The following is a 19,257-nucleotide window of genomic DNA, read 5'->3' on the forward strand; positions in this document are numbered from 1 at the left end:
TAAAAATTCAATTCTATCCCCCGGCTTGGCGCTTGGCTTCGCGGGCTTCTAGCCAGAGAGGAACGACAATCCAGGCAATTAGCAGGAATAACGCGATTAAACCAAATTGTGCAACCCACACAACTAATTGTTCCAGGGGTACGAGTCGCCCTGCAAAAAAGGACAACGTAACCATCACCGATGCCCAGGCGGCTGCCCCAGCTAAGTTATAAGCCATAAACTTGAGGAAGGGCATTTGGGCAATTCCAGCTAGGGGACTGGCTACAATTCGCAGCAGGGCAAGGAAACGACCGAGAAATACGGTTTTTCCGGCGTTCTCGCTAACCTGTTGCTTTAGTTGTAAGAGTTTTTCTTCGCGGATGCGGAAAAATCCCCCAATTTTCACAAGGAGTGGCCAGCCGCCTTTTCTGCCAATCCAGTAACCGCAAGTACCGCCGACAACTGCACCCGCGATCGCGCTCCCTAGCACGAACCAGTAATTCAGTTCCTTACTACCAGCCAAGAAACCCCCGGCGAGCGTAATCGTTTCACCAGGGATGGGAATGCCAAGATTCTCTAGCAAAATCCCCAAAAAAACTGCCCAGTAACCGTAGTGGTGGGCAATTTCTTTGATATTTTCCACAGATACAAATTCTAAAGACATTTATCTGGGTCTTTACATAGATTCATACTTCTATCATAGTGGCTCGATCCGCTCAGGGTGTCAATCAGGGCGGCAAATCTTGAGATTGTTATCGAGACGGCTAGTAGAGAGGGTTTTGCCGCCAGCAGTTTTATTTATACTGGCTGTTTAGTTTTAAAAAGCATTTTCAGCAGTTCCTCCTGCGGACAGATGCCAAATTAAAATTTGGTTATGCTTAAGACTGTTAAAGAGTGACGAGCGTAAGGACTCAAGCCAAAAACCAGTTGTGACTGAATTTGCAACTCTGGCTGAGAGACGACTTCTCTAGCTTTACCCGTGGAGATAGGAACTCTAAGATAGAGATATTTCGCTTCTAATATTATTTTATGTCTAAAGACTTCATAAAAGTGCTTTTAATTGAGGATGACGAGGATGACTATGTTCTTACTCGCGATCTCCTCTCAGAAATTGAGAGAGAAAAGTTTGAACTGGAATGGGTAGACAGTTATGATGCTGCTTTAGAAAAGATTCAGATGCATCAACATGATGTCTATTTAGTAGACTATCGTCTTGGCGCGCACAACGGCTTGGAATTGTTAAAAGAAGCAATTTTAAATAATTGTAAAGCGCCGCTCATCTTGCTGACGGGGCAAGGGGATCGGGAAGTAGACGTTGCGGCGATGAAAGCGGGAGCCGCCGATTACTTAGTCAAGGGGAAGATGGATGCACCGCTATTAGAGCGGGCGATCCGCTACTCAATCGAGCGAGTCAAAACGTCAGAGGCGCTGCGGGAGAGCGAATCGCGGCTGGAGAGCATCCTTGGCTCACTCGAAGACAGCGTGTGGTCGGTTTCAGCCACCACCTGGGAGCCGATTTACATCAGTCCGGCGGCGGCGGAAATTTATGGTCGTCCAGTCTCCCAGTTCTTCGAGCGCCCGAACCTTTGGCTGGAGGTGATTCACCCAGACGATCGAGAACGATTGAAAGCTGTGACGCAAGCTTTACCACAAGTCGGTGCAACAGACGAAGAGTATCGCATTTTCCGACCTGACGGGGAAGAGCGTTGGATTCGCAATCGCGCTCATCTAGGGCGTGATGCCAATGGGAATGTCATCCGAATCGATGGTTTGGCTGCCGATATTACCAAACGCAAGCAGGCAGAAGAAGCCCTCCGGGCAGCCATGCGCGAAAACAGCCAGCTAGCTGCGGCGATCGCTAACCTGACAACTGGAGTAGCGATCACAGATCCAACTTTACCTGACAATCCCATTATCTTCGTCAATCCGGCTTTTTCTGCCATCACCGGCTACTCGGCGGCGGAAGTGATGGGTCGTAATTGCCGCTTCCTACAAGGAAAAGATAGCGATCGCGCTGTTGTGAAAGTGATGCGAGAAGCGATCGCCTCAAAGCAACCTATTATCTGTGTACTGCTGAACTACTGCAAAGATGGGACACCGTTTTGGAATGAACTCACCATCAACCCGGTTTTTGATAACGAAGGGAAACTCATCAACTTCATCGGGTTGCAGAACGATATCACGGTTCGCAAGCAAACCGAAGAGGCAATTGAACGACTGCGCCACCAAAACGAACTGATTCTCAACTCAGCAGGTGAAGGAATTTATGGTTTGGATCTTCATGGAAATGCCACCTTTGTCAATCCAGCTGCTGCGAGAATGCTGGGATGGGAAGTTGAAGAACTCATTGGCAAGCCCTTACATTTTATCTGCCATTATTCAAAAGCCGATGGCGCTCCCTATCCGCGAGAAGCGTGTCCAATTTATACAGCCTTTCACGATGGCAAAGTTCAACAAATAGACGAAGAAGTCTTTTGGCGAAAAGACGGCACGAGTTTTCCCGTTGAGTACATCAGCACCCCCATTCGAGAAAATGGTCAGTTGGTGGGTGCAGTCGTTACCTTCCAAGATATTACCGAGCGCGTAAAGGCTGCCCTTGCGGCTGCCCAAACCCAGGAGGCATTGCGTGAGAGTCAAGAACGTTATGAACTCGCCGTTTCTGGTGCTAACGACGGACTTTGGGACTGGAATTTAAAAACCAACGAAATTTATTTTTCTCCCCGCTGGAAATCCATGCTGGGCTGCGAGGAGAACGAAATTAGCAATACTCCGGATGCTTGGTTTGAGCGAGTCCATCCTGAGGATATAGAGCGGTTGAAAGCGCAGATTTCTTTACATCTCGAAGAGCTGACCCCCCATTTCGAGAACGAACATCGCATACTACACAAAGATGGAACATACCTTTGGATGCTAATTCGGGGGATGGCTGTACGAGACACTAATGGGAAAGCCTCTCGCATGGCTGGTTCTCAGACTGACATCACCGAGCGCAAGCAAGTTGAGAAACAACTCCTCCATGATGCTTTTCATGACGTGTTGACTGGCTTGCCAAACCGAGCCTTGTTTATCGATCGGTTGGGACAGGCAATTGAACGGTCAAAACGAACCAGTAACTATTTCTTCGCCGTCCTTTTTATAGATATTGACCGCTTCAAGGTGATTAATGACAGTTTGGGACACATGATAGGCGATCAATTGCTGGTAGCGATCGCGCAGCGGTTGAAAACTTGCCTGCGGGGTGGCGATACAGTCGCGCGGCTAGGCGGAGATGAATTCACCATCCTGCTCGAAGATATCAGAAATATCAACAATGCCACTGACATTGCCGAGCGCATCCACTTAGAACTCATGTATCCTTTCAACCTCAACGAACAAGAGGTATTCTCGACAGCAAGCATCGGCATTGCCATCGGGGGCGGTTCGCAAAGTGCCCCAGCAATCGGATATGACTGTCCGGAAAATCTCCTGCGCGATGCTGACACCGCCATGTATCGTGCCAAATCGATGGGTAGAGCGCGTCATGAAGTCTTTGATACCACCATGCACACCCGCGCGGTGGCACTCTTGCAACTGGAAAACGACTTGCGGCGTGCGATCGAGCGGCATGAATTTCAGCTTCACTATCAACCCATTGTGTCATTGACAACTGGCAGACTTGACGGGTTCGAGGCGCTTGTACGCTGGCAGCATCCAGAGCGCGGTTTGATCTCTCCAGCGGAATTTATTCCAATTGCCGAAGAAACAGGTTTGATCGTTCCCATCGGACTGTGGGTACTCTGCAAAGCGTGTTACCAAATGCATGATTGGCAGCAGCAATTTTCTCCAGAGTTACTATTAACGATCAGTGTTAATCTTTCCAGTAAACAGTTTTTACAACCAGATTTAGTTAAGCAAATCGACCAAATTTTGCAGGAAACCCGCCTGGATGCACGAAGTTTGAAGTTAGAAATTACTGAAAGTGCAGTCATGGAAAACGCCGAATCGGCAATTAAAATGCTTTTCCAATTAAAAGCTTTGGGCGTACATCTGCATATTGATGACTTCGGCACTGGCTATTCATCCTTAAGTTATCTGCATCGGTTCCCCATCGATCAGTTAAAGATTGACCGTTCTTTTATTAGCAGAATGGGGGTCAAAGACGACAGTTTAGAAATTGTCCGCGCCATCGTGACCCTGGCTCATACTTTAGAGCTGAATGTGACAGCAGAAGGGGTGGAAACAGTCGAGCAACTCTCGCAACTCAGAGAAATGGAATGCGAATATGGGCAAGGATATTTTTTCTCTAAACCCTTAACTCAAGAGGAAGCAGAAGAATTAATTGTTACAGCACAGCAGCTCACCACCGATTTTAATTGTTTTGCCTCAAGCTTTGTAAAGCCACAATAATTTTGGGTAATCGGGAATGGGTAAAAAATAATTACTCGCTTTCCATGATTAAATTACCGAAATTTAGTTAGGAAAAATTGTTGAAACCCAACCAACCTAATATTAGCGTTGGGTTTCGATACCTCAACCCAACCTACGTGGTTTCAAATTGTCGCTTATCCGAGAAGTCTTGGGTTAGGGAGTTAGCTAGGAAAAATTGTAGGTTGGGTTGAGCGCGAGTGAAACCCAACCAACCTAATATTAGCGTTGGGTTTCGTTACCTCAACCCAACCTACGTGGTTTCAAATTGTTGCTTATCCAAGAAGTCTTGGGTTAGGGAGTTAGCTAGGAAAAATTGTAGGTTGGGTTGAGCGCGAGTGAAACCCAACCAACCTAATATTAGCGTTGGGTTTCGATACCTTAACCCAACCTACGTGGTTTCAAATTGTCGCTTATCCAAGAAGTATTGGGTTAGGTCATTTGCCCTGATTAAATTACCGAAATTTAGGATTGCTTAATATTGAGTTTCGCAATCGCAAACCCTAACCTATTAATTCTGCAAAGTTTTATTTTATAGTGTTTATCCCGCTTCATTTAGCGGTAATTCAACAATTTCAAACCAGTATTTTCCCAAAGTTTTCATCACGGAAACGAGGGATTCAAATGTGACTGGCTTAGCAATGTAAGAGTTTGCACCTAAATCGTAAGTGCGATAGATGTCTTCCTCAGCCTTTGATGTAGTCAGCACGATAACTGGAATAGGTCGCAGTTCGGGGTTGCCTTTAATTTCTTGGAGAGCCTCCCGTCCATCCTTTTTAGGCATATTCAGATCCAGCAGGATTAAACTTGGGCGGGGCGACTTTATTAACTGGGCATACTTACCCCGATGGTAAAGATAATCCATCAGATCCTCACCATCTACAACAAAGTGCAGATCGTTAGCGAGTCGGCATTCTTCTAATGCATCCTTTGCTAGCAGACGATCGTCTTCATCATCGTCAGCCATCAAGATAGTAATTGATTTTCCAGCTTTATTCACAGCGTTTTACTCACACCAAGTTGCAGAATCGTTGCATCATTTCCAATTCCTATAAGAGACTTAATTTCACGCAGTTTGCAACTTTGTGTATTTCTCCCCCTTGTGAGGGAAGCTAGGGGTAATCTGACAAAATTGGCTTTACATTTCGATCCCCCCAACCCCCCTGGAAAAAGGGGGCTAAGAAAAATCGTAGGGAATGGTAGAGCGATCGCGTTACCCAACAAACTGCACCAGTGTGGGGTTGAGTTCGCGAAACTCAGCCTACACATCCGAGATTTGTCAGTCAATCAGTTTCGATCCCCCAACTCCCCTGGAAAAAGGGGGCTAAGAAAAAGTTGCATATGGCGTTAATTTCTAAGGTTTTTCATCCAAAATATAAAATCTCAAATGATAAAATTTCTCACTTAGATTGCTCAACAGGTAGCGTGACAATGAATGTCACTCCTTGCCCCAATATGCTTTTTGCGGTGATACTACCACCATGACGCTCGACTATTTTACGGCAAATCGCTAAGCCAACTCCCGTTCCTTCATACTCGTTGCGACCGTGTAGGCGTTGGAAAACTGTGAAGATCCGATCCAGATACTTCTCGTCAAAACCAATGCCATTATCTTCTACCATAATTTGACACATCGGACGAGCAGATAATTCTTGTGTCCAAAGCTGCTCGTCCCCCTGTAATAACTGACCCCAAATCTTGATGACTGGTGCTTCTTCCTCACGCCGAAATTTCAGCGCATTGCTAATCAAATTTTGTAATAATTGCCGCATCTGCGACGGATCGGCATCAATCGTTGGCAGATCGCCAATTTCTATTTGTGCGCTTACCTTATGGATATGCACCTCCAAATCAGACAAGACCTCTTGTAGCACGTTGGTGATATTGACGGGAGTAAAAGGCTGAGCTTTGCTTGTCACCCGCGAGAAGGCTAGGAGGTCATTAATCAGGGTTTGCATCCGTTGCGCCGCTTTTTGCATCCGCTCCAGGTAGTCTTTCCCCTCATTGGTCAGGGATTCACTGTATTTGAGTTTGAGGCGATCGCCAAAAGCTTGAATCTTCCGCAATGGTTCTTGCAAGTCGTGGGAGGCGACGAAGGCAAAGTCTTGCAATTCCCGGTTGCTTTGTTCCAGTTTGAAGGTATAGGCTTTTAATTTTTCCTCGGTTCGCTTTCGTTCGGCAATTTCAGCTTCAAGTTCTGTATTAATAATTAATAATTTTTGGGTACGTTCTTGCACCCGCTCTTCAAGTATTTCGTTGACGCTTTTGATTTCCGAAAACTTTTGATTAAGCGTCGCCGCCATTGACTTGAAATTGCGAACTAGAGCGTCCAGTTCTGTCACCGAACTATTAGGCCAATCGATTAATTCTTGCTCTAGAAGTTTATGAGGCAGGTTTGTCGTCACTTGGGCTAGTTTTGAGAGAGGGCTAACTAAGCTGCGACTTAGAAGGGTTGCGAAGATGAGCGCGATCGCTGAAATTAGCATCAAAATCGCTAAACTATTAGTATGAACGCGCTCTATATGGCGGACGTATGGTGTCGCAGACAATTCTGCAATTAGAGTCCACGGAAGTTGGCTATCAATCGGAGTCTCTTGCACGAAGAACGAATTGTTCCAACGCACCATGACAAGCCGACTGCCAGTTATCGGTAGCCACTGATAAGTCATCGGCGCAATTAGACGAATTTCGCCATCCTTACGACGATCAAATGTTTGCATTGCTACTCGCTCAGGCTGAGTACTAGCAATTACAGACTTTCTTCGATCGACGAGAGTAATTTGCAGTCCCCGGTCGTCAAGATTTGATTTTAGGAGTTCGTCAATACCGTTCAAATCGAGTTCTGCAATTACTAAACCACGGAAGCGATTGTCTCTCAGTAGGGGTACACTGAGAACTACTTTTTGTCCGGTTAATACATCCGATAGAGTAGGTTGCAGAGTATTATTTATTTCCTTGAAGTAGGGTTTAACAGCGAGATTCAATCCAATAGTGGACTCTCCCGCTTCATTCAAGCTAGGGGAAGATGCAATTGTTTTACCTTCAGCATTGACCACATAAATATTACGGAAATCCGGAAATGTACGTTTAGCGAATTCTATACTTGACTGCAATGCATCCAATTGGGTTAGCTCAGAGTCAGCAGCAATCCGAGCGAATTCCTGAACGATCTTTAGATGTTGCTGATGCCAAGAACGCACTTCAACAACTAAATCTGTAGAAGCTGCTTTGAGTTCTGCATTAGCTGTTGTCTTGATGTTGTCAATTACGCGGCGGCTGTCTAAAATTATAAGAATTAAAGTAGGAAAAAAAACAAAAGCTACTAACAAATTAAATACAGTTTGTTGCAAGGAAAGCGTACTAACTGCTTGAGGACGACTTAGCCATTTATGAATCGGTAAATGAGTCAGCATTAAGCTAGCAATTAAAGCATTGAAAATCGCGTTTACAGGCTGCTTTAACAGGATAATCAGCGCTTGTGTAGTATCTACGTGCAAGATAATTGCATAAAACAGCCAGATGAGAGGCATTCCGATCAACAGCCAAAAAATTCCGTCTAGCAGCACGATATTCTGGCGTAGACGATGAAATAATAAACTGACAAAGAATGCTTCAAGAGTAAAGGTAATTACCGTGTATGGATGATGCCAAATAACATAGGTACAAATGCCAGAAATGAAGCCTGCAAAAGTACCCCAACCTGTGCCATACAAAGACACTACAATCCAAACGGCAATGCTGCCAAATAGAAAATCAATATCGAAAAATAATGACCAGCGGAAATAATTACCTAAATATCCGGCGACAATTAAAAGACTCAGTCCAAAGACGGCTCTATTACGGGCGTAAAACGGTGTTATTCTTGGTAAATGATGGCTTAAATTCATAACTCCGCCTTGGTATTCTTGAGTGAGATTAAGCTAGATAAATTCTGTTAGAGCCAGTCGCTTTACTCAGAAATTAGGCTTCTTATTAGCTACCCTTTTTTCAAGCGTAGCAGTGCGTAAGCGCGGGGAAATGGGGAAGATAATGTGTATCCTCGCAAAAGTAAAATGGGATAAGGGCTATTAAAAATTCCTAACGATCGTTGCTAATATTTCATAAATTAATTCAGATTACTATGCTAATTATTAGGGAATGCGGTTTAGAGCGATCGCTTGCCTAATCCCTACTACCATCTCCACCAGTTTCTCCACCAGATATATTCATTTTTGCTTACCTGCTTAGGTATAGTTGCCGCAACCAGATAAAAAAAGCATTAGTTTATTAATTACTGTAAAAACTCTAAAACAGTGCAGATTCTTAGCCAATCGTTACTCTTGTTGTCTGTATTGTTATCAACTATTAAGAAGCAAGTAATTTTTCTTAGTAATTCACAATATTTTTCGTGACTAAGTTTGACTCTATGCAGTCACCTGAATTGCCGGTAAGCGATCGCTCTACTCTCCCTCTTTTTAACCTAAACGCAACAAAACGGCTACTGAGGTAGCAGTAGCCGTCGGGTTAAAGTTTGGTAAAACAGTGTAACTTAGCGCCATCTGACGCGAGATGTTTTCAGGTTGGCACTAGCTCGCCGGGACGCAACCGAACCCATTTGCCAGTTTCCCGCTTAAAGCTGAGACAACCCACAACATCCCACTCCATCTCAATCATTTCCCCCTGCGTGCGGATATTGACATTGATGGTGGGTTCAGTGGCTTCAAAATCGGGGTCTTCAGTTAGGTGAGGCACCTGATGCTGCGTTTCTACCGCATGATAGGTGGTGCAGCGGTCTACGTATTGGCAGTTAACACAAATACACATAGCACAGCCTCCAGAGGCTTTTCTGTTAATCTAGCTCAGTCAACACGTCTATTAATTACCTATTGGGTTGATTTTTATGGCGATGTGTCGTTGGGGCGAATAAATTCATAGCGACACAAACGCTTGTCCCTGTGCGCGGACTCAGAAAATTATCTAACTGGGGTAAGTATACAGATGCACTTAAACACAGAAACTTCTACCCTATCGCCAAAAACTTGGCCTTTTAGCCTGGAATTGCTCCCACAACCCGCTTATATGGTGGGGGGTGCCGTGCGAGATGCCTTGTTGGGACGCCGCCGCGAGTACCGGGATCTAGATTTTGTCTTACTGGCGGATGCGGTAAAAACGGCGCGAAAGATTGCCAGTCGCTACAAAGCGGGGTTTGTGTTGTTAGATGCCCAGCGACAGATTGCCAGAGTCGTATTTGAGCAGGCAACTGTTGATATTGCCCAAGCCGAAGGGTCAAGTCTAGAAATCGATTTGCAGCGGCGCGACTATACAATGAATGCGATCGCTTACAATCCCCACACAGGCGAACTCATCGACCCCCTCAATGGCTATGCAGACTTGCAACAGGGCGTCATTCGTATGGTTTCCCCCAAAAATCTCCAAGATGACCCCTTACGGCTATTAAGAGCCTACCGACAAGCCGCCCAGCTGGGTTTTATCATTGAACCGGAAACCCAATCAGCGATTCGACAACTAGCGCCCTTGCTGGGGCAAGTATCGGCAGAACGAGTGCAAGCAGAGTTTGCCTATCTTCTTAACACTCCTAAAGGCACTCCTTGGATTATTGCTGCCGTTGACGATGGTTTACTCCAAACTTGGTTTAAGAGTGCCTCAACTAGCCCTGAACCTCTCCCTAACCCTCCCCTGCAAGGAGAGGGAACAATCGGGGGGTTGGAGGGATTTAGCCCGCCTTTTCCACAGGGATTGGGGGAATCTGCCATTTTCCACCAGCCGATAACCCCACCTCTTAGCCCCCTCCCCGTTGACGGGGAGGGGGTTTGGGGGAGAGGTTCCAAAAATCTCTCTACAATCTTGCCAGCGGTTGAACGTTCAGCGGTAGTGCTGGGAGAAACATGGCATGAATTAGCAATCTTTTTATCTAGCTTAGTGGGCGATACTTTAAAAACTTCTTGGTTGGGAATTGCGAAATTAGCAACTCTACTATCGCCCGTGCCTGAAATAGCCGAGGCTGAATTATTGAATTTAAAGTACAGTCGCGCTGAAGTTCGCGCAATCACCACTGCACTCAAATTGTTGCCGCAGCTGCAATCATCTCAGATGTCTTTAGGAGAGCAGTATTTATTCTTTCGGGAAGCCGGACAGGTTTTTCCAGCCATCCTCGTTCTGGCTGTAGCATCTGGGGTGTCGGTAGCAGAATTGACACCCCTCATTAACCGCTATCTTACTCCTGACGACCCAGTTGCTCATCCCGCGCCCCTCGTCACTGGCAAAGATTTGATCCAAACTTTCAATCTCCCATCTGGGCCACAAGTTGGTAAACTTCTCACCGCTATTGGACTGGCACGGGCTGAAGGTAAAATCTCCACTCCCGCAGAAGCCATAAAATTAGTTTCCCAACTACTTGACGAGCGGTAAAATTGCATCACTTTTTTGGGAGTTATGAGGGGTTTGGGTGAAAAATTTGATGTCTTGCAGACTCAAGCAGTAATGTAGGGTGCTTATCCTAGCACCCTACAGTTTTTGTTGCTAAGCCGATTATTTATGCCTTATCTTATCTCAGCAACTATACTTAGCGTTCTACTGACGAGTTAGGTTTAGTAGTTCTTTAGGGGATGCCAGTAAGTCAACCGCCACGAAGAAAATTTTGCCTTGGGGATCTAGTAAGAACCGCCACGCAATGTTCATCCCAACGCTGGCACCGAACCAAGGAGTTTCTACTTTGCCTGTGACTTTATGCTGCGTATAACCATCTTCTATACGCTCAGATACGCCTTTCTGTGGCATCATATTGAGTCCCTGGCATTCTTCGCGCATATATGCAGAAATAGCTTCACGACCGACAATTGGCTTCTGGAAGGGCGGTTGTAATGCTCCCTTTTCCGCAAATAGAGCCACAGCAGCTTCAAAGTCAAATGCGTTCATGTTTTGAATATAGTTCAGCACTGTAGGCTCACTGATGCCATCAATGCTGACCTTCGGACGAGAAGCTAGCTCGGTGGGTGACATCAAGGGATCTTCGGGTTTTGCGTAATCGTTGAGAGCCGGATCGAATCCCATGTTAATTACGGTATTCCGCAAAACTGTGATTTGCTGACCCGGATCGAGTTTCTTGATGGTTTCTAGCACTGCTGAGGCTTCAGGTGTCATTTGATAGCCAGGGGGGATGGGAGCGACGATGCCTTTTGCCATCAACTCTCCTAACTCATACCAAAAACCCAGCTTGGTGTTGACACTGAAAGAAGAATAGGAACGGCTGATGGGAGTGTCGGCATGGTTAGCAAGATCCTCCATAACTTTCGTTTGGGCGGCAGCTGGCATCTGCTTAATTTGGGCTAGTAAACCTTCCGCTAGTATCATGCGGGCGGCTCCTGTGGCGGCGCGAGTAATTGAAACACCCATTTCGGTGTAGGCAAACCAAAGTAATGCCAGTTGATCGTCAACGCTGAGCTTATCGAAAGCTTCCGTGGTAGCTGGAACCGCATTAGCAATCTGAGTTCCAGGGAAAATGCCTTGTGCGGACTCGATCGTATAGGTCATGGATGCATTATTTAGATTCGTTAAAAGTGTTAATCCAGAAACTTCTGGTTTACGAATCTTTGTCTCCTGTCTTAAAGGATATAACAAAACTTTACATTATGTAAATAAAATTTTACATAATGCGATACAGCGATCGCGCCATCTAGGACGGCTACGAATCGGCTTTCTTCATACAGGGCGTAGGGTTGATGGCAATTTCAACCCCCCGAAGTATTATGAAACAGTATGTAAATACTTGTGTTCGCTGAACGCGATCGCCTTGAAAATCAGTAACTTTGGGCAGTTGGCTCCGTAGTTGCCACAACTGGGTTGTATTTGGTTTTATAATATTAGATTGGGCAATGCTAAGCGAGCGCTTCTAAAAAACTTTCTCCTGGTAGCGATCGCATTTCCATCTGTTGATTAATTTTGACAGCAGCAGCTAATCCAGAATTCATCGCCCCTTCTACCAAGTTTCCTCCACACCAATCGCCACAACAAATTAGGGGCAATGGTGTCCCAGCGTCTAGGCAATCTCGATCCAAAGGACGACTGGGGAAAGCATAGCGCCAGCGATGGATTTGAAACCATTCGGGAGAATCCAGCCACGGAATGAGTAACTGTGCGGCACGGGATAACATCTGGCTTGCCGCTGGGTTTAAATCTTCGGCGTCCAGGTAACGTTTGGCAAATTCAGCGGTGCTTTGTAGCACGAACAGAGGCATCTGGGGATTGGGGCGTTTGCTGCTGTCTAAGCCAATCCACGCTAAGTCAGAGTCGCGTGTAACATCTGGCTGTAACCGCAAATTTCCCGTCTCTACATTACTTAAATCTTGCTGTCGAGAAGCTGGATAACCCGCCATTACACTGAGGCAGGGGTCAAACTCCACAGTGCGTAAACTATCCAGAAATTCAGTTGGTATGGTTTTGGCTAAGGGTTCCAGTAGCATCAAAGCTTGAGGCGCTGGAATTGCCACAACGACAGCCTTAGCAGTTAATTTATCGGTCTGCTCAAAAGTAAGATGCCAAGCTTTCTCATCAGTTGGGGTAATTTCTTGTACCCGTTGATTCAACCGCATTTCTAAACCTGTGACGAGAAATTTAGCGATCGCATTCATCCCCATTGGTGCCACATAACGGGGAAGGATCGAGGATGAATTCAGCTTTGCGGGTTCCCATTCGTAAACAGGATTCGTCCAGACTTGAAGAATCCCCCGATTTCCTTCAAAATCGCTTTGCTTCACCCGCAAAACATCAATAAACTTCTCAATTAACTGCCCTTGGGGTTCTAAATAGCGCAAGCCATGATCGGCACAAGTACCCTGCAATCGGCGCGTTGCCACCCTTCCCCCAACACCACGAGATTTGTCAACGACGACCACTTTATATCCAGCTTGGTGCAACTGTTGAGCAACGGTCAGTCCCGCGATACCCGCACCAATTACGGCGACATCAAACACTACTGATAACCCTCAGTCTTCAAGTATATAGAAGTAGAATAAGGGACAGCACCGAATCTGGGGTCTGGGAGGAATTGAAGTTGGACGAGCTGAGAGCCGCGCTGAAATTAGCCACAGAAGAAGAGTTACAGCAACTGACAGATATTCTATTTCGCCGCAAGTTTAACCCCTTAGATTACGTTCAGACACCTGACCCGATCGATATCCAAAGCCAAGACCGCGAAGCTTGGTTGGATGCTATCGAACAGAGATTTCGCTTTTTAGCGGCGGATGGAGTGACGGTTTTGCGAGGACGCACGGGTGAAGTAACTTATCGCCAAATTTTGATCCAAGTTTGTCGATATCTGAAAATTCCCTATTCGGCAAAACTTTCGACGACTGATTTAGAAGCAGAAGTATTTCTCAACCTGATGGGTCGGGCGTGGAAACAAATGCCACGACACGAACAGAAAGCGTTAACCGCCAGAGTACAGCGATCGCTAGCGAAGTCTCAACTCTCCGAACCCCTGCCATTACAATTGCAGCACGACCCGATGGCTTTACTCGTTAAGGGGGGCAGTGCCTTAGCCGTCAGTTCGATTGTCCAACCGCTGCTGCTACAACAACTTGCCCGTCAATTTGCGATTCACTTTGCTAGCTATCAAGTCGCCAAAGAAACTGTTATCCAAGGCAGTGCTGCGGCTGCTGCACAGTTCCAAAATTACGTGGTGATGCAAACAGCTAAGCGGGGGATGGCAATGAGTGCTGCCCGTTATGGTGCCCTCCGCAGTGTATTTGCCTTGGTGGGACCCGCGATGTGGGCGTGGTTTTTTGCCGATTTGGGCTGGAGAGCGATCGCTACCAACTATGGTCGGATTATCCCCATCATCGTTGCCTTAGCGCAAATTCGCCTGACTCGTGCCGAATGCTGGGAACCTGCTTAGGAATTAAAAGTTAAAAATTAAAAATGAAGAAATCCCCGTTTTTAATTTTTAATTTCCCATTTTTAAGTCGGCATCCTGACCCCAGCTTGCAAGCATCTTGGAACTATGCTCAACTGGGGTTCCTGATTTTCCCCTTGATTCCAATTCTGGGTGCTGTAGGAATATTTATCGGATTAGTCGGCACCTACAGAAAAAAACATCCCACGATTATCCGACGCCCTCTCAATCGCGGATTCGCTATCTTTTGCGCCTGGATAATTATTTCAGCGGGTTTCGCCCCTTTTCCTTTAGAAGCCTTGCTGGGATTGTTTAATTTCTTCCCCTTTTTCATCTTTTTTGCTGCCTATAGCGAACTTATTCAGACACCAGCACAACTACGACGGTTAGCTTGGATTTTGGTGCTGCCTTCCGTACCAGTGGTGATTCTTGGCTTGGGACAGCTATTTTTGGGTTGGGGGAGTCCAGCGCCATTGCCAGGTATCCTAGGTTGGGCGCTGCAACCCAAAGGCAATCCCATCGGGCGGATGGCTGCGGTATTTATGTATGCCAACATTTTGGCAGGATATCTGCAAATTGTGTTTATTCTGGGGCTGGGATTGTGGATTGAAGAAAGCAAAAAGCGATCGCCCCAACCTTCTCGCTTACGCGCCGCTACGCTAGAGAAAAGCGGGGAAGCACAAGGCAAAAGAAAATATATTTTTCCTCCTATTACTTGGCGAATGGGGTTTCTGAGTGTAGCGGTAATTGGAAATGCAGCTGCACTTATTTTGACGAATTCCCGCAATGCTTGGGCGATTGTCGTTCTCAGCTGTCTTACCTTTGCCTTCTATCAAGGTTGGCGTTGGCTAGTTGCCATAGTTACAGGTATTGCTACTAGCATCCTCTGGGCAGCTTTTGGCCCTTCACCCGTGCGAGAATGGCTTCGCACGATTGTCCCCTATTACTTTTGGGCGCGACTCACCGACCAAATGTATCCAGATCGACCTGTGGCGCTGTTACGAACAACTCAGTGGCAGTTTGCTTGGTCGATGACTCAGCAACGTCCCTGGACGGGCTGGGGTTTAAGGAATTTTACCCCACTCTACGAGGCACAGATGAAAGTTTGGCTGGGACATCCTCACAGTTTGCTGTTAATGTTAACTGCTGAAACTGGCATCCCCGCAACCATTTTCTTCTGTGGTTTAGTTGGCTGGGTGATGGTTCAAGCTGTCCTAGTATTGGCAACGCGATTAATCCCGTCCCTACAATATAGGTTAATTCTATTCAGTTATTTAGTTGCTTTTGGTGCCTGTACTTTATTTAATACTGTAGACGTGACCCTCTTTGATTTACGGGTGAATACCTTGGGATGGTTGCTTTTCGCAGCGATTTGTGGAGTAGTTTATCAAAAGAGAGCGATCGCTATAGCAGTCCTAAATGATTCGTGAAGGCGAGATCCTAGGGCAACTCTTACGAAGTCGGGGATCTGAAGGGCTGGCTCACAACTCAAATAGGATTGCGATATTACTTTAAGTTAGTCATTTCCACACTTCTAGATATTATCCTTAAGGTGAGCGCCATTCTGGAAATTTCCCTAAATTCTCTGTTTTGTTACTAAATCAGGACTTACGCAAAGCTTATACATATAGCGTTCTTGTCGGTTCAATCCCTCTGTGGTTGCCCTCAGATGTGGTGATGTTGCGTAAGTCCTGTAAATATCTAATATTAATATCATTGGTTATCGCAATAGCTGCTATAGGCTTGACAGGGGTTGCTTTTATAGCAGTCCTAAACAGATTCATAAAGGCGAGATCCCCGACTTCTCCAAGAAGTCGGGGATCTGAAGCACTGGCATCTCACAACTCAAAAAGGATTGCTCTATACCCCGCGAAGGCAAGCTTAAACGCAATAGCCCCAGCATTCGATGCTACGAGACAATGTGGGGCGTCCCATGCGATCGCTTAGAATAATTGAAAACCACTCTTAACCAGGCAGAGTGAAGCTGCGGTGACTCAAAACAGGGAAAATCCGAATCATGAAGGTCGCAGGATACCATATGAAACAACCTTGGCGACCAGTCATTACGCTTTGCTAGGGCTGCATCCCTCGGCGACGCCGATCGAGATTCGGCGGGCATATCGAGAATTAAGCAAACGCTACCATCCCGATACCACAGAATTGCCCGCTAAAACAGCAACGGCTAAGTTCCAGCAGCTAAATGAAGCCTATTCCACCCTCAGTAACCCACAACGGCGAGTGGCTTATGACCTGAAAATTGGCTATTCCCGCATTAGCGTAATTCAAGCACCGCCAAACTTGAATCCTCCGGTTTCCCAACCCAAAAAGGCATATTCCTCCTCAGCCTACTTAGATCCAACCGACCGCCCCCTCTCTTCAGGAGAGGTTTTTGCCCTATTCATCATGGGTTTAACCTTTGTGGGTTGCCTACTGTTAGCGATCGCCATTGGCTTAACGCGGGGAGAAGCTGCTTTCCAGGTTTCCGGTCTACAAACCCTGCAACCAGCCGAACAGCAGGCGACTCCTCATCCTCATCATCTATCTAAACCCGTGGCATCTGGGTCGCGCCTTGCCCCACTCATCCCTCAAAACAGGCGGGTTGATTCAATCTACTGGTCGGATGACAGATAATCTGGGAAAATCCGCCCCTAGCCAACTTAAAACGACCTATGACTCTTCCCACTGCTGATACGCCCCTCTATAACCATCCCTTGCCCGATCTTGAACAGTGGCTCAAAAAGATGGGATGTCAACAAGATCGAACTCAGCTGCACTGCTGGCACATTGCTAGACCTTTTTGGAAAGCAGAACTGTCTCTAGATGTGGAGGAGCTAACCGTGCGCTATCTAGAAGCGGGTGAAGGCGGACGAGATATCCTGCGCTCCTTCAAATATTCCCTGACTCGCCAAGATGTAGAAGACGCCGTTTTTGCAGGCCCTTAGAAAAAGTTTTGAGTTTTGAGTTCAAGAAATCCCTCAAAACAGAGACGCGATAGTATCTCACATCTTGCACCAGTCGCATTACCCGCCAGGGATTTAAACCCCTGGGCTTTCAGAATCAAGTCTTCTAAGAGAAGACTCAGTAAGAATTTCAGTCCATTTCAATGGACTTGAGCTATGAGCCTTGAACTTGAGTTCAAGGCGGAATTTGGGCTTACTGAGAATGGTGCAAGATGTCAGATATATCGCGTCTCTACAAAATTTATTCATACTTTGGCAATATTCATACTTTGCCAAAGCGGCGATCGCGCTGTTGATAGGTACACAATGCCCGGTGAAACTCCGTCCGATCAAAATCGGGCCATAGCGTCTCTGTGATATAGAGTTCCGCATAAGCTAATTGCCACAGCAGGAAGTTCGAGAGGCGCATTTCCCCACTGGTGCGAATCAGCAGGTCGGGATCGCCAACTTTGGCAGTATAGAGGTGGCGTGAAAACAAAGCTTCATCAACTTCATCAGGCTGTAAAAGACCTTGCTGCACCTGAGTTGCGATCGCTCGGCAAGCTTGCAGAATTTCCTGGCGTCCCCCATAATTAGTTGCCACAGTAAACTGAATGCTGGCATTGTCCTGAGTTTCAGCCATTGACCGCTCAATTTCTGCCTGGAGACTTCGCGGTAAATCAGCTAAATTTCCCATAAAATTGATTCGCACATTCTCCTGCACCATTTCCCGGAGTTCCTGCCGCAACACCCGCTCAAACAAGGTCATTAAAAAATCAACCTCTTCCAGCGGTCGTTTCCAATTTTCCGTAGAAAACGCATAAGCAGTCAGCGCTGGAATTCCCCAATCCTTACAGCAGCGCAGTAAATCCTTCAGCGCATAGACCCCTCGCCGATGGCCCATAATTCGAGGTAGCCCTTGGCGTTTGGCCCATCGACCATTTCCATCCATGATTACTGCCACATGCTTTGGCAGACGGTCTCGATCGAGGTCAGCAGGCAAATTTTGTAAGACAGTTGATTTTGAAGTCATTTCTTGTCACGAGAACCCGGTGGTGGAAGACGAAGCAAACGCGAAACCAGTGCCTTTCCCCGATCGCTAATCTGACGTCCCAAACTGCGTAGACCGGGGGCGACGGCTCTCTCTTCGCTTGACGTGGAGAATCGCGCCTCTAGGAGTTCTTTCAGTTTACTGCTGGTTAGGGGGCGATTCAGGCTCCCCCGCTCCGCCAAGGAAATAGAGCCTGTTTCTTCAGATACAACGATACATAGGCAATTTTCGACTCGCTCCGTAATTCCCATTGCCGCCCGGTGCCGCGTCCCCAGCTGCCGCGACGCCGTGCGCTCAGAAAGGGGCAGAATCACCCCAGCGGCAACAATGCGGGAGCCACTAATGAATATTGCGCCGTCGTGCAGTAGCGTAGATGTTTGAAAGATGGTCTGTAGGAGTTCCTTAGAAACCTCAGCATTTAACTTGACGCCTTGAACGGAAAAATCCCGCTCATCAATTGGTCCCGTCGTTTCCAGTACGATCAACGCACCCGTGCGGTTTTGGGACAATTCTTTGACCGCATCCACAATCTCATCAATAACACTATCCGCTTTGGGAATTGCTCGTCGGGAGGGTTGCAGCAACTGCATCAGTTCTCCCCTGCCCAATTGTTCTAGAAACCGACGAAATTCTGACTGGAAAATGACAGCCATCGCCACAGCCGAGCCAACTACCAACTTTTCCAGCACAAAACTCAACAGTACTAGCCCCAGGCGATTACTCACCGCTGAGGCTAGCATTAAGACAATCAAACCCCGTACCATCCACAATGTGCGACGCTCCCCGATAAAGAGTAGCACCAGATACGTGAGGATGAGAACTAAAACAATATCAAGGCTTTGAAGCAACAAGGTCGAAGTTGCGGAAGGGTCTTGACCGGGACCCGAATTCATTGAACTTTTATCAGGTTTGCTGAAGTTTGCTGGATACGGGCGAGTTTAAAGGCAAAAAGCCAGGAGAGCGGTTAGCTATTAACTTTAAGTTATCTGTTTAGA

Annotated in this window: 15 protein-coding genes; 7 read left to right on the forward strand and 8 right to left on the reverse strand. The window is 46.7% G+C overall.

Annotation, left to right across the window (positions count from 1 at the left end; translation table 11 throughout):
• Positions 1–13 precede the first annotated feature (13 nt).
• A complete protein-coding gene (locus tag AC2VDX_RS04325) occupies positions 14–643 on the reverse strand; it encodes a DedA family protein (RefSeq protein ID WP_378176241.1) in 630 nt (209 codons plus the stop codon).
• Positions 644–1,008: 365 nt separating this feature from the next.
• On the opposite strand from AC2VDX_RS04325, the gene AC2VDX_RS04330 reads away from it, so the two are divergent.
• On the forward strand, positions 1,009–4,365 hold the full coding sequence (locus AC2VDX_RS04330; RefSeq protein WP_378176244.1) for an EAL domain-containing protein: 3,357 nt from the start codon (positions 1,009–1,011) through the stop codon (positions 4,363–4,365).
• A 559-nt stretch (positions 4,366–4,924) separates the two neighbouring features.
• Here AC2VDX_RS04330 and AC2VDX_RS04335 read toward each other — a convergent pair.
• The 3 genes from AC2VDX_RS04335 to AC2VDX_RS04345 form a co-directional block, all read right to left on the reverse strand.
• Positions 4,925–5,350, reverse strand: a complete 426-nt coding sequence (locus AC2VDX_RS04335) for a response regulator (RefSeq protein ID WP_378176366.1) — start codon at positions 5,348–5,350, stop codon at positions 4,925–4,927.
• A 433-nt stretch (positions 5,351–5,783) separates the two neighbouring features.
• The gene (locus tag AC2VDX_RS04340) at positions 5,784–8,270 is read right to left on the reverse strand and encodes an ATP-binding protein (protein ID WP_378176247.1); all 2,487 of its coding nucleotides are present in this window, start codon (positions 8,268–8,270) and stop codon (positions 5,784–5,786) included.
• Between the two features lie 667 nt (positions 8,271–8,937).
• A complete protein-coding gene (locus AC2VDX_RS04345) occupies positions 8,938–9,186 on the reverse strand; it encodes a Ycf34 family protein (RefSeq protein ID WP_378176251.1) in 249 nt (82 codons plus the stop codon).
• Between the two features lie 174 nt (positions 9,187–9,360).
• Here AC2VDX_RS04345 and AC2VDX_RS04350 point away from each other — a divergent pair, with 174 nt between their 5' ends.
• The gene (locus AC2VDX_RS04350) at positions 9,361–10,791 is read left to right on the forward strand and encodes a CCA tRNA nucleotidyltransferase (protein ID WP_378176254.1); all 1,431 of its coding nucleotides are present in this window, start codon (positions 9,361–9,363) and stop codon (positions 10,789–10,791) included.
• Between the two features lie 162 nt (positions 10,792–10,953).
• Here AC2VDX_RS04350 and AC2VDX_RS04355 read toward each other — a convergent pair whose 3' ends face one another.
• A complete protein-coding gene (locus AC2VDX_RS04355; RefSeq protein WP_378176257.1) occupies positions 10,954–11,913 on the reverse strand; it encodes an orange carotenoid protein N-terminal domain-containing protein in 960 nt (319 codons plus the stop codon).
• Between AC2VDX_RS04355 and AC2VDX_RS04360 the strand changes: the two genes are divergently transcribed.
• Positions 11,912–12,208: a hypothetical protein gene (locus AC2VDX_RS04360; protein WP_378176260.1), complete on the forward strand. Its 297-nt coding sequence runs from the start codon at positions 11,912–11,914 to the stop codon at positions 12,206–12,208. The two genes, AC2VDX_RS04355 and AC2VDX_RS04360, sit on opposite strands and share 2 nt — an antisense overlap.
• 49 nt (positions 12,209–12,257) lie before the next feature.
• On the opposite strand, the gene AC2VDX_RS04365 is transcribed toward AC2VDX_RS04360, so the two are convergent.
• On the reverse strand, positions 12,258–13,352 hold the full coding sequence (locus tag AC2VDX_RS04365) for an NAD(P)/FAD-dependent oxidoreductase (protein ID WP_378176263.1): 1,095 nt from the start codon (positions 13,350–13,352) through the stop codon (positions 12,258–12,260).
• 80 nt (positions 13,353–13,432) lie between these two features.
• Between AC2VDX_RS04365 and AC2VDX_RS04370 the strand changes: the two genes are divergently transcribed.
• From AC2VDX_RS04370 to AC2VDX_RS04385, 4 genes are all read left to right on the forward strand, one after another.
• Complete coding sequence (locus tag AC2VDX_RS04370; protein ID WP_378176266.1) at positions 13,433–14,275, forward strand: YaaW family protein; 843 nt, start codon at positions 13,433–13,435, stop codon at positions 14,273–14,275.
• Positions 14,276–14,298: 23 nt separating this feature from the next.
• The gene (locus tag AC2VDX_RS04375) at positions 14,299–15,702 is read left to right on the forward strand and encodes an O-antigen ligase family protein (RefSeq protein ID WP_378176269.1); all 1,404 of its coding nucleotides are present in this window, start codon (positions 14,299–14,301) and stop codon (positions 15,700–15,702) included.
• A 601-nt stretch (positions 15,703–16,303) separates the two neighbouring features.
• Positions 16,304–16,903, forward strand: coding sequence for a J domain-containing protein (locus AC2VDX_RS04380; RefSeq protein WP_378176369.1), 600 nt, complete (start codon positions 16,304–16,306; stop codon positions 16,901–16,903).
• A 38-nt stretch (positions 16,904–16,941) separates the two neighbouring features.
• The gene (locus tag AC2VDX_RS04385) at positions 16,942–17,214 is read left to right on the forward strand and encodes a DUF3143 domain-containing protein (RefSeq protein ID WP_378176272.1); all 273 of its coding nucleotides are present in this window, start codon (positions 16,942–16,944) and stop codon (positions 17,212–17,214) included.
• Positions 17,215–17,494: 280 nt separating this feature from the next.
• Here AC2VDX_RS04385 and uppS read toward each other — a convergent pair whose 3' ends face one another.
• On the reverse strand, positions 17,495–18,244 hold the full coding sequence (gene uppS, locus AC2VDX_RS04390) for an undecaprenyl pyrophosphate synthase (RefSeq protein WP_378176275.1): 750 nt from the start codon (positions 18,242–18,244) through the stop codon (positions 17,495–17,497).
• A complete protein-coding gene (gene cdaA / locus AC2VDX_RS04395; RefSeq protein WP_378176278.1) occupies positions 18,241–19,155 on the reverse strand; it encodes a diadenylate cyclase CdaA in 915 nt (304 codons plus the stop codon). The genes uppS and cdaA overlap by 4 nt, the downstream gene beginning before the upstream one ends.
• Positions 19,156–19,257 lie beyond the last annotated feature (102 nt).

The organism is Coleofasciculus sp. H7-1 (assembly GCF_057473865.1).